12 protein-coding genes are annotated in these 13,795 nt (G+C 39.1%); 3 read left to right on the forward strand and 9 right to left on the reverse strand.

Annotation, left to right across the window (positions count from 1 at the left end):
- Positions 1 to 54: 54 nt before the first annotated feature.
- Positions 55 to 423, reverse strand: a complete 369-nt coding sequence (locus IPI59_05680; protein MBK7527040.1) for a heavy-metal-associated domain-containing protein — start codon at positions 421 to 423, stop codon at positions 55 to 57.
- A 768-nt stretch (positions 424 to 1,191) separates the two neighbouring features.
- Here IPI59_05680 and IPI59_05685 point away from each other — a divergent pair.
- Both IPI59_05685 and IPI59_05690 read left to right on the forward strand, forming a co-directional pair.
- Positions 1,192 to 2,568, forward strand: a complete 1,377-nt coding sequence (locus tag IPI59_05685) for a sulfatase-like hydrolase/transferase (GenBank protein ID MBK7527041.1) — start codon at positions 1,192 to 1,194, stop codon at positions 2,566 to 2,568.
- A gap of 202 nt (positions 2,569 to 2,770) precedes the next feature.
- Positions 2,771 to 4,120 carry a helix-hairpin-helix domain-containing protein gene (locus IPI59_05690; GenBank protein ID MBK7527042.1) on the forward strand — a complete coding sequence of 450 codons (1,350 nt, stop codon included), beginning with the start codon at positions 2,771 to 2,773 and terminating at the stop codon, positions 4,118 to 4,120.
- A gap of 40 nt (positions 4,121 to 4,160) precedes the next feature.
- Here the strand turns inward: IPI59_05690 and IPI59_05695 are convergent, their stop codons facing one another.
- The 4 genes from IPI59_05695 to IPI59_05710 form a co-directional block, all read right to left on the reverse strand.
- Entirely contained in the window at positions 4,161 to 5,111 is a 951-nt protein-coding gene (locus tag IPI59_05695) for an isopenicillin N synthase family oxygenase (GenBank protein MBK7527043.1), read from the reverse strand.
- A gap of 40 nt (positions 5,112 to 5,151) precedes the next feature.
- Positions 5,152 to 6,918 carry an ABC transporter substrate-binding protein gene (locus IPI59_05700; protein MBK7527044.1) on the reverse strand — a complete coding sequence of 589 codons (1,767 nt, stop codon included), beginning with the start codon at positions 6,916 to 6,918 and terminating at the stop codon, positions 5,152 to 5,154.
- Between the two features lie 180 nt (positions 6,919 to 7,098).
- On the reverse strand, positions 7,099 to 7,614 hold the full coding sequence (locus tag IPI59_05705; GenBank protein ID MBK7527045.1) for a hypothetical protein: 516 nt from the start codon (positions 7,612 to 7,614) through the stop codon (positions 7,099 to 7,101).
- Between the two features lie 14 nt (positions 7,615 to 7,628).
- Positions 7,629 to 8,498 carry a LexA family transcriptional regulator gene (locus IPI59_05710; GenBank protein ID MBK7527046.1) on the reverse strand — a complete coding sequence of 290 codons (870 nt, stop codon included), beginning with the start codon at positions 8,496 to 8,498 and terminating at the stop codon, positions 7,629 to 7,631.
- Between the two features lie 252 nt (positions 8,499 to 8,750).
- Between IPI59_05710 and IPI59_05715 the strand changes: the two genes are divergently transcribed.
- Positions 8,751 to 9,440 (forward strand): transglycosylase SLT domain-containing protein, encoded by a 690-nt coding sequence (locus IPI59_05715; GenBank protein ID MBK7527047.1) that lies wholly within the window; start codon positions 8,751 to 8,753, stop codon positions 9,438 to 9,440.
- 182 nt (positions 9,441 to 9,622) lie between these two features.
- Here the strand turns inward: IPI59_05715 and IPI59_05720 are convergent, their stop codons facing one another.
- From IPI59_05720 to IPI59_05735, 4 genes are all read right to left on the reverse strand, one after another.
- Positions 9,623 to 10,912, reverse strand: a complete 1,290-nt coding sequence (locus IPI59_05720; GenBank protein MBK7527048.1) for a DUF445 domain-containing protein — start codon at positions 10,910 to 10,912, stop codon at positions 9,623 to 9,625.
- A 117-nt stretch (positions 10,913 to 11,029) separates the two neighbouring features.
- Entirely contained in the window at positions 11,030 to 11,674 is a 645-nt protein-coding gene (locus IPI59_05725; protein ID MBK7527049.1) for a deoxynucleoside kinase, read from the reverse strand.
- Between the two features lie 188 nt (positions 11,675 to 11,862).
- Positions 11,863 to 12,633, reverse strand: a complete 771-nt coding sequence (xth, locus tag IPI59_05730) for an exodeoxyribonuclease III (GenBank protein ID MBK7527050.1) — start codon at positions 12,631 to 12,633, stop codon at positions 11,863 to 11,865.
- Between the two features lie 13 nt (positions 12,634 to 12,646).
- The gene (locus IPI59_05735) at positions 12,647 to 13,678 is read right to left on the reverse strand and encodes a COX15/CtaA family protein (GenBank protein ID MBK7527051.1); all 1,032 of its coding nucleotides are present in this window, start codon (positions 13,676 to 13,678) and stop codon (positions 12,647 to 12,649) included.
- Positions 13,679 to 13,795 lie beyond the last annotated feature (117 nt).

The following is a 13,795-nucleotide window of genomic DNA, read 5'->3' on the forward strand; positions in this document are numbered from 1 at the left end:
TTGTTTGTTTTTTTTGAAGTTTCGTATTGTTTGTTCTAAACCAACAAACCTAATTTACCGACCTTCGGGCATATCGCATTTACTACCTTTTTTACAGCAAGGATGTAAAGCCGCGTAGGCAACAGGGTCGGCAACTATTTCGTCGGCATCGTACCCAACCGCAGCTATTGCCTGTTTAAGATTTTCAATATTGTTCTTTTTGGTATTGAACTTTACGCTTACAATTTTAGTCTCAACGTTTAGGTCGGCCCAGCGCACTCCTTTTTGGTGGATTAAGGTATTTTCAATAGTGGTTTTGCACATGTCGCAAATGGCTGATGTTTTAATGTCAACGATTTGCCATGCTTTTGAGGCCGAAAAACTTTGCAAACCAATAAAAAGGGCAAAACCCAAAAATAAAGTTAATAAAAATGACTTGTTCATAATAATAATAATAAAATTTGTGTTTATTTAATGTTTGTTTTTAGTTTATTAGGTATAACGGCAAAAAGCAATCCATAGTTTTGTTTGTACCTTATAATATTAGTGTAATTTTTGTGCATTTTTTGGCAATGGCAACTATCAACGGTTAATAAACTGATAAATTACAATAAACAAGGCTATTTGATTTTACTAAAGCTATTGGTAAAGCCATATAATCCAATATTAATTTAGTTTGATTTTTTTGACTAAAAAAAGGCAAAATTGTTAAAACTTGATTTAAGATTTTAGAAGTAAAAAGTAATTATTATATCCGGATAATTCGCTTATAAATAGGATTTACTTGTTTTCAAGAATCAAGTAAAACTAATCCGGATTTTAACATCATGTTATTTTGAATATATAATTAACGTTATGTCTAAATTTGAGCCATCTTTTTGCTTATCTTTGTGCAAAATTAGCCCTTAGTACAATAATTTGTAATTAACTTGCAGATGGTTAACATAAAAATCCTGTTTTTTTCCTCCGGATAAAACCCTGACTACGGCAATTCGTTTTTTTATTAATTATTTACTTCTGTTTTAACTCAAAGATATCGCATCAAACAATTAAACAATCAATTTAACCGCAAAAACAAACAAATTTATGACACTTAAAAATATAAAGGAATAATTTGGCTAAGCATTAATGTAGTTCCATTTTTGTTGATTTTTTTTATCCGGAATTTGAATGGACACTGCTGCATTAAGCCTCCAAAATTTGCCCCAAATCATGTCGAAACCTCGTAACATTATTTTAATTGTTGCCGATAGTTTGCGCTACGACTCGGTATATGGTGCTGGCGAAACCCAATCGGTTTACACACCTTACTTAAACAACAACGCTGTACAGTTTGCACAAGCCCGCTCAAGCGGCTGCTGGACTTTGCCCGCAACGGCCTCACTATTTACAGGTTTAATGCCACATCAGCACGGCGCAACCAGCCAAACGCGCAACGTAAATCCAAACGTGCCAACACTTGCCCAGCGTTTAAAAGCTGCTGGCTACAATACCTTACAAATTACCGCCAACGTAGCTACCACCGATATTTTTGGCTTGCACAGAGGTTTTGACGAAATACGCCGAATTTGGCAATTAGTGCCGGCAAAATTTAATCGCTTGCAACAATTATTAGTAATGGTGGGCAAGCCGCGAATGCGAAAAATGCTTTTATCTAAAGATGCCATTGCCAATAAACTTACCGAAGACTTAAAGGTTAGTACCACCTGGCTACAAAATACCCACGAAGACGTATTTAACGAAGCAAGACGCACCTTAGCCGAAAACGAAAAAAAGGGGCAAAATACCTTTTTATTTTTAAACCTCATGGAAACACATTTTCCATATCATGTAGCGCCAACTTTTGAAACCACCGCCGACTCGATATTAGGCCGCCTTCGCGAGATCTATTCCTTATTTCATGTAGTAAACCAAAGCTTTTTAAAAACCGGAAAAATAGGTATTAGCTCCAATATGCTGTCGCTTATAAAGCAACGGCAACGCCTCAGTTGGGAAATAATTGCCCCCGCCCTCGATAGTTTTGTGCAGGAATTACACCAAGATAAAGATAATTTAGTAATATTTGCCGCTGACCATGGCGATAATTTTGGCGAGCAAAACTGGCTCTATCATTTTTCGAACGTAAACGATGCAGGTAATAAGGTTCCAGTTTTTTGGCTTTCGCACAACCGCACCCATAGCCCGCAAACGGTGAACCTGCCTGTAAACTCAAAAGATTTATATCATGCCATTTTACAGGCCTGCCACTTGCCCGCCGAAGGCGACGGCATATCTATAACCGATGCCCCCGAAGCCTCTTGCTCGGTAATGCAAAGTTTTTGGTACAATAATCATGGTAAAACCCTGCCACAATTCAAATACAATCAAATTTGTTTTGTAGAAGGTAATCAACGTTATTTACACCGGCATGGGCAGTGGTTTACCGCCCCAATTACCGAATTAGGGCAAGCCGAGCCGCTATTTATACCTATACCGCGCAATATACACCCTGTTTACGAACACGTTGAAGACCCGCGCCGCCGGCAATATTTTTTACAAACCTTAGCCGATTTTAATGTTTTTTCAGATAAAATTGGCACCGGACGTTAAACTGTTTTCACACATCCTTAAATGAAAATAGTTAGAGTGCATGCTTTAGCTTTCCAACAACAAGCAGTATCCGGATATAAGGAGCGGTGCAACATGTGTTCAAACAAAAGCGTAATTCAAAAAAATAAACTTAAATAACTGTATATCATATTATAAATTCAAATTTTATACCTAAGTTTGTTGTCAATAATTTATTGAGGTAATGGGTTTCAAACAAAAAATAGACAGTTTATTTGTACACGCTAGCCGTGCCGACCGCAGGGTAATTATTTTTTTATTATGCCTTTGCGTCGTTTTAATGGCTGCCCCTACAATTATGTACTATGTTTATAAGCCCCAAAATTTTAACACCGAACAACTTGCCCAATTAAGCCAATTACACCAAAACTTAACCACCACTGCCGATTCGCCAAACACCAATAACCATGTATCCACAGTTGCGGCTATAACCGACTTGGCGCAGTTTAACCCTAACGAACTTAACTATTCGGCTGCTTTGGCACTTGGCCTGCCTCCGAATGTAGCAAGTAATTTAGCTAAATATTTGGCCACAGGGGCGCGTTTTAAAAAGCCCGAAGATGTTAAACGCATTTATGGGCTAAGCAATGCCGACTATGAGCGATTATTGCCGTATATGGTTTTTCCGGAGGAAGATATAGCCGAAAATGAAGCGACAATATCCGGATTAAGAGATAAAAACAAACCCAATGACAGCCGTTTTTATCCGGATAAAACCGAAAATTCAAACGGTAAAAACTATAAAATACAAGCTCGCCCCTTCGACCCCAATAACCTTACCTATAACGAAGCCCTTGCTTTAGGGCTGCCTTCAACGGTAGCTAACAATATGCTTAAATACCGCAGCAAAGGAGGTGTTTTTAGATACAAAACCGATTTGAAAAAAATTTACGGTATGACCGAGCAGATTTTTGAGCAGCTACAACCTTATATTACCCTGCCCTCTAAACCTGCTACTACCGACACAACAACCAAGTCTAAAATTTCACCTGCCAACCCAGTTGAATCATCCACCGAAGCGATTGCACAAAACAATGCCGGCAACAACATGGCCAACACGAACGAGCAGCGCTACAGCCCAACTACATTTAGCGGCAGCAAAAAAAACATTGAAAACAAACAAGCGCCCAACACAGTGCTACAAATTAATTACGCCACCAAAAGCCAATGGGCTGCTTTACCGGGTTTAACCCCACAGTTGGCCGGACAAATTATGGCATTTAAGACGGCATTAGGTGGCTTTTCAAGCATTGAGCAGGTGGCTGAAACCAAAAATATGCCTACCGATGTTTGGCAAAAAATTGCCCCCTTGCTTGCCAATACCAACCCACCTGCGCTGCAGCAACTAAACCTTAATACCGCCACTACCACCGATTTAGAAAAGCACCCCTACATAAATGGCAAAACTGCCCGCGCCATAGTTGCCCTCCGCGAAAAATACGGCCCGTACACCTCGCCTAAAAGCCTGCTCGATTTTGAAATTATGCCCCCCGAAAATTACCAAAAATTATTGCCGTATTTAACAGTCAAATAATTTGAGGTTTGCAAACAAAAAACAATTTATTTGATTTTTTTTATTTTTTCAACCCAATTTCACGCAGGCGCTCATCAAGGTATTCGCCGGCGGTAGTGGGTGGAAATTTTGCGCTGCTGCCAGGTTCAATGCACGATGCTAAACAAGTTAAATCCATTTCGGAGCGGGGATGTAAAAAAAATGGCACCGAAAATCGGGGGGTATGCCACAGTTCACGGGGTGGATTTACAACCCGGTGTGTTGTTGATTTAAGGCGGTTATTGGTAAGACGTTGCAACATATCGCCTACATTGACTACAATTTCGCCGGGCGCAGCATTAATTGGCAGCCATTTGTTATCGGTGGTAAGCACTTCAAGCCCGTCGGCGCTTGCCCCTACTAACAAGGTTATCAAGTCAATATCTTCGTGCTGTTCGGCGCGAATGGCCGATTTAGGTTCTTGGGTTATGGGTGGGTAGTAAATAGCGCGTAAAATACTATTTCCGTTATAAATTTTTTCGTCGAAATAATTTTCAGGAAGGTCAATAAATAAGGCCAAAGCACGCAACAATTGTCGTCCTGCTATTTCAAACTTGCGATAGGCATTTTGCAAAGCAACATTAAATTCTGGGAGTTCTTTTACCAACAAATTATCCGGATATTCGTTGCGGATGGGGTCGTCTTCGTCCTCAACGGATTGCCCCCATTGGTAAAACTCTTTTAAATCCGGATTTTGGCTGTGTTTAGCGTGTTCGCGTCCAAACGAAGTATAGCCGCGTTGGCCGGCAAGTTCTTTAATTTCGTACCGTTCTTTTAGGGCTAATGGTTGGTTAAAAAAGTTTTCTATCTGTTTATAAAGGTCGGCAATTTCAGCTTCAGTGAGGCCGTGATTGCTAACGGTAACAAAACCAACTTCTTCGTAGGCTTTGCCTAATTTTTGAACAAAGTTGGCACGGCGTTGGGCATCGCCCGAAGTAAAATCGGCCAAATCAACTTGTGGGATGGTGCGCATGGCAAATAAAATATATACGTTATTAAAATTTTATTTATTGTTATTGTGGCACAAAATAAACATCGCGGAACAGCCTATACTCCATTGCGTTTTGTGGGTAGTTGCGTAAATTTGGCTGCAATAATCGTTGGTCTTTCGAGTAGGTTAGCAGCAGGCAAGGCGCGTCGTTTACAATAATTTGGTCGGCCTGTTCGTACAAAGCGTTTCGCTGTGCGTTGTCAGTGGTGTGGATGGCTTGTTCAAAAATGCGGTCAAATTCGGCATTTTTCCATCTAAAAGTATTTAGGTACGTGGGTTTGCTGGGGTCGGCGGGTAAATGAGCGCCCCATAAAAAGGTTAAAAAGTTTTCGGGGTCGGGGTAATCGGCCACCCATCCGGCGCGCCAAAAATCAACTTTTCCGGCTTCGTGAGTTTCTAAATGTTGTGCAAAGGGCAGTTGCGTAATTTTTGTTTTAACGCCTAAGTTTTCTTCTAGCATTTTTACAACTGCTTCGGCTAATTGCTCGTTGCGTTTACCGCCGCTGTTAATTTGCAGGGTAATTTCGGGAAAACCTTTCCCCTCGGGGTAGCCTGCCTCGCTTAGCAATTTGCGGGCCAGGGCTGCATCGAAAGTATAACCTTTAATTGTTTTGTGGTTATAGCCGGCAAATACAGGCGGTACAAAGCCATAGGAAGCGGGCATAGCTGCTCCTTTCATGGTGTTGTCGGCAAGACTTTGGCGGTCAACGGCATAGTTAAATGCCAGACGTATTTTTTTATTGTTAAATATTTTTCCGGATGTTAAAAACCCATAGTAATTAATTTGCATCGAGGGGGCTTCTTGCAGTTGGTATTTTTTGTATTCGGATAATAAACTGCCTTTGCGGTCGGTAACTTCGTCGGCAATTTCTAAGGGAATCCGGTACATGAAGTCGAATTTTCCTTGCGTAAACTCTCTAAACTCGGCCATGTGTTCTTTAACAAACGATACACGTATGCCATCTAAATAGGGTAATTGGTTGCCATTGGCATCTTTATCCCAGTAGTTTGGATTTTTGAGCAGCAAAACGGCGTCGTTTTCTTTAACGGTTTTAAGGGTAAAAGCGCCGGTGCCTACGGCTTGAATACGCATATTTTCACCATACTTTTGGCGGGCTTCTTCCGGAAAAATATAGGCATAAGGCATCGTTAACAATACATTAAAAAAGCCCAATGGCTCGGTTAATTCAATTTTAACGGTGTATTCATCTACAGCAGTTACCCCCGAGACACCTTGGGGTAATTTACCTCCGGACTTATAGAACTCATCGCCGCCTACAATACGGCCTTTAAAATAATCGTAACCTTTATTATCGGGGGCGGGTGTGTGCAGTATTTTAGCCCAGTTTACTACATCGGCGGCTTTAAGTTCGCGGCCCTTACCATCGGCAAAACAGGGGTCGTCATGAAATTTCACCCCTTTGCGAAGCGTAAATGTATAAGTTTTGCCATCGGCACTAATATCGGGCATTTTTTCAGCCAAACAAGGCACTACACTTAGGTCGGTTTGGTTTAGGCGCAATAATCCTTCGTAAATTTGGTTGCCTATCCGGTGGCCTACTACCTCGCCGGTATTCAAAGGGTATATCGATCTAAAATACTCTAACTCATTAAATTTAAGTACGCCGCCGTAATAAACTTCTCCGCCATTGGCTGGTTTAAGTTCTGTTTTAGTTGAGCCTGATGAAGGGGAGGAATTACCTCCGCCACACGCTGTAAATAGTAATAGTAAAAAAGCCGATGACAGCAAAGCGGGAACAAACAAAAGTTTTTGCCGATATGTTTTCATAAATAAAAATTGTACTTACTTATTTGGTATGGATTAGCGAAGTATCCGGATAAATTAAATAAGTACAAAGATACGGCTTTTGTTCAATAGAAGTAGCAGGTTATTTAACGGCAGTTTTTTCTATCTCCTTTATATTTTCAAGGTATTTGGGCATATAAGTGTGTTAAAATATTACTATTTTTATTGTTTTACTTGTTCTGCCGCTTCAAAGCACTTACTATTCCATTTTTGTTGGTCTTCGTAGGCATCTCGGGCGTAAATGGGTGGGTAAAAATATTGTATTTTGCTTAAAAAGCAGGTGCAAAATGTATTGGCATCGAGGTTTTGTACACTTGCCATCATTTGCATACAGTAGTCTAACTGAAAGGTCATATCTTGTTCGTTCCAGCCATTTTCGTTTACAATAGTGATATTGTTTTCGGGTTTTGGCAGTTTTTTCCCTGATTTTGACAAGATAAATTCGGAATCGGTTGCCGGAATGGTGGTATCTTTTGAGCTTTGGGCAGATGTTGGTGGTGCGGTTGAATTGGTTTCGGTGGTAGTTTGTTGGTTTCCGGAATTGTTGGTGCTGCTGCTGTTTTGGCATCCGGAAGAGATAAACAGGTTGCAGAAGATAATCATTGTAATTAAAAAGGCAATTCTGTTTCCGGATTTATTGTATGGATATAGATTTAAATAATCTGGTTGTTTGCACATATATTTGTTCCTATTTACTTTTTATCCATTATTTTGCGCAAGTGCGACACTTCGTTTTGCAGTGTTAAAATACTGTTCATTACCGTTTCCATTTGGTTTTCGGTGCGGTTTGTTTCAATTTCTTCGTTTAAGATAAAACTTTTTGCCTTCCAAATTTGCTGCACCTCGGCAGATTTTATGCGGTAAGGCGCAAATTCGCGGTTATCGCTTACTAATTGCAGGTGGGTTACCTCGCCGTTGGGGCCAATTTGTTTGGTTACCCGTTTATATACAATACCTTCTTCAAGCGAAACTACTATATAGGTTGTATTGTCTTTAATATCTATAAGCTGCTCGACCCACTCACCAACAACGATAGAGCCGCTTGGCAAGGGCAGCATTGACTCACCTTTTATTTGAAAAGCCCGATAGGTGCCTGTTTTTAAAAATGGCAGGGCAAAACGGGGCAGCGATTTAATAAACTCAACACTTTGGTATTGTTGCAAGTAGCCGGCATGGGCAGGTGTTTCAACCAGCTCTATATTTTGTTTATTTTTTTCATCAACGGTTACCACCATAACCTCAACGCCGGAGTTTGTTTTTAGTTTGGTGTGTTGTTCGGCAGGATTGACAGCTAACGGCGTTACAGATGCCGAGCTTGGTGGGGTGGAAGCCATAAGTCCGGTAAAAAATTCGTTGGCGGTTTGGCTAAGGTCTTCTTTTAATAATTTATCAACCGAAATACCTACCAATTTTTCAATATTTAGGAGTACTTCGTAGGGTGGATTTGCGCGCCCTTCTTCGTAAGCGCCTAAAGATGACCGTTTGATACCAATAAAGTCGGCAAACTCTTGTTGGGTTTGACCTTTGTATTTGCGAATAAATTTAATGTTTTTACTAATCATTGTCAGTAGTTTATAAATTTAATAATTAATAATGTGTATTGTGGATAAAAACTTAGTTTTTTTACTAAAAATAATTGCATTTTGAGCATCAAATACTAATAATTGTAGTAATTTTGCCAAAAATTATAGCATTTGTACGTTTATTACTTGCAAAATTAGCAAATAATTTGTTATTTACCAAATTATTCTAATTTTTTTATTTTTTTATCAAACTTAATAGTAAAATTAAATTAAAAACAACAACTACTTATTATGAGTCAAGTACTTCAACCCAGCAATCCTTTACATCCCGCCGTTTTAGGTTATAAAGGCATTTTTTTTGTTATCAGCATGGTTATTACCACTAATTTGTTTTCGTATTGGTTATTTGGCGGCTCGGCCAGCGACTACCCAACACACTATAACCCAAGCGATAAACTATATTTGTTAAGCGAAGCCAGTATATACGTTGATAATGTAAACCACTTTGAAAACAAAATACGCGATGTTGCCGACCAATTAGAAATCCCAGCCGAATGGTTAATGGCCGTAATTTATACCGAAAGCCGTTTTAATGCAAAAGCAGTTAATTTAAAAGGTAGTGGGGCAACAGGGCTTATACAATTTATGCCTACTACCGCCCGCGATTTTGGCACCTCTACAAAAGAACTGAAAGATTTAGACCACATTGACCAACTTGATTATGTGTATAAATATTTGCAAAATGTGCGCAATAAATACGGCAATTTTAAAAGTCTCACCCAATTATATTTAGGAATTTTATATCCTAAAGCTTTAGAAGAAGACAATTCGTGCCTAACCCTTTTTGCCAAACCTGCCGAAGCCTACCGCATGAACTCAGGCTTAGACGAGGATAAAGACGGAGTTATTACCGTTAAAGATATAGACCGCCGGATGAAACGCATTTTTCCTACGGCGTACATGACCGAAAAAGATGGCTAATGATTGAACCTAAAAATCTGTTTCAATCAAATTACAACAAAATAATCAGTGATAGAACTTTTCCGGATGGATATTTAAACTACTTCTGGTTTTAATAAATACAAGCGATTTAAATATTAGTTATAGCATCAATGTATCCGGGCATCCGTTGGCGAGTTGTTACATTGAAAATATTTTCATTTCTAATGTATAAGCTCAAAGATAATATAAATCAACAAGCCTACAAGTCCACCCACTAAAGTACCATTAATACGAATAAACTGTAAATCTTTGCCTACTTCCATTTCTAATTTGTCTGCTACTTCGCGTTTATCCCAGTTTTTTACGGTAAGGCTTATATGTTGCGCAATCCAATTGCGATTCGTACGCAACAGGTGGTGTATTTCTTCCCTAACCCAATCGTCAATACGGTTTTGGAGTAGCGTATTTTCATACAAGTCATGGCTATAATCAAGCAACCATCCGGATAATTTGATTTCAAACTCGGCGGCTCGAGAGGTCAAATTTTCATTAAATTGTTTTTTAAGAGCCGACCAAATATCGTCTGTATAATCGGTAAAGGCATCGCTATCAATAATTCGTTGTTTAAATACTTCCATTTTCTCTCTTAGCTCATCACTTTTGCGCAAATTAATAACTAAATTGTCAATTGCCTCGTCAAATTCCAACCTCAAATCGTGCCCTTTATCTTTTTCAACGTTTGTTAACAATGCTGTTACTGAGTTTATAAATTGTTCTGCAATCATTGCATCAACAAATTTAGGAATATATTTTGGAGCATATTTTTGAAAAATTTCGGTAATTTTGTCTTGATTTTCAGGGTCATTCAAGTAATTTTTTAGCGTTTTTGTTATTGTATTAATTAAAACATGTTTATGTTCTGTGTTTGTGGTCAAATCTTCAAGCAGTTCGGCAGTTATAGTAGAAAAATCAGCTTGGTTTATTAATTTTTTGATTTTCCCTTGAAGGTAGTCGTTAATTTGAACTTCGTCGAATGCATTTAATAAACTCGGCGTAATACGCAATAACTCGTTTGCTAAACGTTGCCTGTTTGTGTCGTTGCTAACCCATTCGATGAGGTTTTTGCTAAGGCTAAAATTAGCCATCCGGCTATCAATTGTTTCGTCTGATAAAAAGTTTGAGGTTACAAAATGTCCTAAATTTTGCCCAATACTTTTTTGATTACTTGCTATTAAATCGGTATGTGGTATGGGCAAACCCAAGGGGTGCCTAAACAATGCTACTACGGCAAACCAGTCGGCTAAAGCACCTATCATGGCTGCTTCGGCAAACGCAGCAATATAGCCCAACCACGGGTACTGCGGTTTATAAAAACGAGCTACCGCAAATATTATGGTCATTGCAATTAATAATCCGGTAGCTATGAATTTAATCCGTTGCAACTTTTTTTGCTTTTCGGCAAGGCGGTTTTGATTTTCGGTAATGGTAGTATCTGAATCTATATTTGTCATTAAAATAGATAAAATTCGTTTTTAAACTTAAGGTGAGTGGTTTTGATTATTTAATTTCTATCCGGAGTCGGAAAAGTTAAAGTTTCTTCTTAATATTTTGAATAAATTTTTCAAACTTTATTGGTCAAAATGCAAATGATGCACACCAACGGGATATGTTTGCGTAATCCAATATTTAATTTGTTCGTAATGTTTAGAGTTTTTGACAAAATCGAGCGGGTCGGCATGTAAAATTAGGGTAGTTAGTTGTGGATTAGTATTAAAGTACGAAAAATAAACGTCTTCAACCTTCTTTAAATATTCGGGGTCAATAATTTGTTCAAAATCGCGCCCTCTTTCTTTAATATTTTTAAGCAAACGCGGTATAGACGCATGGACATAAATTACTAAATCGGCATTAGGCAAATTAGGCAATAAGCTGTAAAAAAGCCGTTCTAAAAGTTTATACTCGCTAAATTTAAGGTTTACTTTAGCGTACAGCAATGTTTTTTGTAGCAAATAGTCGGTAATGGTTAGCCCTTTGTTAAAATTATCGGTTTGCGCTATTATACTTGATAGCTGTTCAAACCTATCTAACAAAAAATAGGTTTCGGTAGTAAAAGCATAACGTTCGCGGTTGGCATAAAAATCGGCCAAAAATGGGTTGTCGGCAAAGGTTTCAAGCACTAACGATGCCCTGAAATCATTTGCCAATAACCTTGCCAGCGATGTTTTTCCGGCACCTGTATTGCCTTCTACTGTTATGAAATGATGATGTAGCATAGAGGGATTATTTCACTCGGAAACGTGGTACAAATTTAAGTCATTTATTTTTTAGCAAGGCCGGCTGCTAAGTTTTTATCCGGATACCTTGAAAACACAGTAAAAGGCAATTTGTTTTATGTTTACTTTGCCGAAACAAAGCTTCAATTGTTTTTGTATTCTTATTATTGGAAGAATGCTACGAGATTCTATTTAAAATTGACCCAAATTGGGCAATGGTCGCTATGGACGGCATCGGGCTCAATACCTGCGCCCAGCAAGTTTTCATTTAAAAGCGGAGTTGTTATAGTTAAGTAATCAATACGCCAGCCTTTATTTTTTGCCCGCGAGTTAAAACGTTGGCTCCACCACGAGTATTGGTGCGCTAAATCCGGATAAAAATGCCTGAAAGTATCTGTAAATCCGGAATTAAAAAATGAACTTAGCCAGTCGCGCTCTTCGGGCAAAAATCCGGATGTTTTTTTATTTCCTTTAGGGTCGTGGATATCAATTTCGCGATGGCATATATTAAAATCGCCGCCAATAATTAGTTTGGGGCGTTCTTTTCTTAAGTTCTCGCACCAGGGCAAAAAATCGGATAGAAATTGCATTTTTACTGCTTGCCTGTCTTCGCCCGAGCTACCCGAAGGGATATACGCGCTAATTACTGATAAATCGCCAAAATCGGCGCGCAAAATACGGCCCTCCTCATCGTATTGCGGCATACCGCACCCTACAACAATGGCATTGGGCTTAGTTTTGCTTAATATTGCTACCCCACTATAACCCTTTTTTTGAGCGCTGTGGTAATAACAATGAGGCAACCCAATTGCTTCAAAAGCAGCAGTATCAATTTGTTCGGGCTGGGCTTTTGTTTCTTGCAGCAGCACTACGTCGGCGTTTTGGGTTGCCAACCAATTGGTTAGCCCTTTTTGCAAGGCTGCTCTGACCCCGTTCACATTGTAAGATATTATACGCATTTTTGTATTATTTTTAATTTTTTACTACATGAAATCTTATAAACAAAATGGCACTCAACAAAATTAAACCACCCGCTTGGTGGGCAACACCCCAAAAAACGGGTACCTCGTTAACCGAAAGCAACAGCGTTGTTACCCCTAACAATACTTGTAAAATAACCAACCAAGGCAAGGCTTTAACGGCTATTTTGGCAGTAGTATTTGGCATTATATTTTTGGCTGCCGCTTGCCAAACCCAAAACACTAAAACAAGTACCACCAAAGCTAAACTGCGGTGTATAAACTGAATTGTGGTAATATTTTCGGTAAAATTGTTAAAAAAAGGGCTAAGTTTAAACAAACCATCCGGAATTATTTGGCCGTTCATTAACGGATAAGTTGGGTAATGTGTAGCTGCCCTCAAACCCGACATAAAAGCTCCGTACAAAATTTGGATAACCGTAAAAACGATTAAAATATTTGTATTTTGAGCTAACTTGTGGTTTATAATTTTTTTTCCGGATGGGGTAAGCAAATCGGCTATCCACCAAAGTAAATACGAAAACAAAAACAAAGCCAGTAGTAAATGGGCTGCCAAACGGTAATGGCTAACACGCGGAACATCAACCAAACCACTTTGAACCATTACCCAGCCTAATAAGCCTTGTGCCGCGTATAACAACAACAAAATAACAAAGCGGTTTCTTTGTAGGGCATTAAGTTGCTTTTTAAGCCAAAACCAAGTCATTATACCCAAAAGAGCTACAAAACCCCATCGTCCCCAAAAGCGGTGCAGCCACTCCCAAAAATAAATATATTTAAAGTCTTGTAAACTCATACCTTCGTTTACATTGCGGTATTGTGGCGATGTTTTATAGTGTTCAAATGCATGTTGCCAGGCCGTTTCGCTGAGTGGCGGTAATGAGCCGCTAACCACCTCCCATCGGGTAATTGAAAGCCCCGATTCGGTAAGGCGGGTAATGCCCCCGATAACTACCTGAATAAACACCATTATTAACACAACCAATAAAGCTTGTGCTAACCTGCGGTTTGCCAAAATATCCATACTAAAAAAACCTCAAATAATAAACTCAATAAACCGCAAAGATAGTGCTTAGTGGCCAAACAAACATAGCCTGCGCTTAAAATCGTGGCATAAGCCGCCGCCCTCACCCATACAAAG

It is taken from the genome of Sphingobacteriales bacterium (assembly GCA_016706405.1).
Taxonomy (GTDB): domain Bacteria; phylum Bacteroidota; class Bacteroidia; order Chitinophagales; family UBA2359; genus BJ6.